The sequence below is a fragment of the Photorhabdus viridis genome (assembly GCF_040256935.1).
GTDB classification, from domain to species: domain Bacteria; phylum Pseudomonadota; class Gammaproteobacteria; order Enterobacterales; family Enterobacteriaceae; genus Photorhabdus; species Photorhabdus viridis.
In genome coordinates, this window is record NZ_JBEJZY010000232.1 from 1 (window position 1) to 574 (window position 574).

Genomic DNA, 574 nt, shown 5'->3' on the forward strand with positions numbered 1-574 from the left:
GACCAGCAGGTGAAAATTCGCGGTTTCCGCATTGAACCGGGGGAAATTGAAGCCCGGTTGATAGAACACCCGGCGGTATGTGAATCGGTGGTATTGGCGTTGGGAGAAGCGCAGGATAAGCGTCTGGTGGCTTATGTGGTGGCACCCGTGGACGAGGGGCTGGCGAATAGCCTGCGTGACCATCTGAGTGTTCAGCTGCCTGACTACATGGTGCCGTCGGCTTTTGTGCGGCTGGATGCGTTGCCGTTGACGCCTAACGGTAAACTGGATCGCCGGGCATTGCCGGACCCGGACAATGCAGCTTATGCCCAGCGGGTTTATGTCGCGCCGCAGGGCGAAACCGAAATCGCCCTGGCAGCGATTTGGCGTGAAATTCTGGGGATTGAGCAAATCAGCCGGTATGACAATTTCTTTGCGTTGGGGGGGCATTCGTTACTGGCGGTGCGGGTGATGAACCGGGTCGCGGCTTTCGGGGTTGAACTGTCGCTGGCGACTCTGTTTAAATTCCCCACTTTGCTGGCGTTTGCTGAGGTCATGCAGGGCGGGTCTGGTCAGGCGGACACGGTCCTGCCGG

General features: G+C 58.7%; 1 protein-coding gene. It reads left to right on the top strand.

What is annotated here, in order from left to right; all coding sequences use genetic code 11:
- Nucleotides 1-574 (top strand): phosphopantetheine-binding protein (locus tag ABR397_RS23120; RefSeq protein WP_350307750.1); only part of this gene is annotated, 574 nt, incomplete at both ends.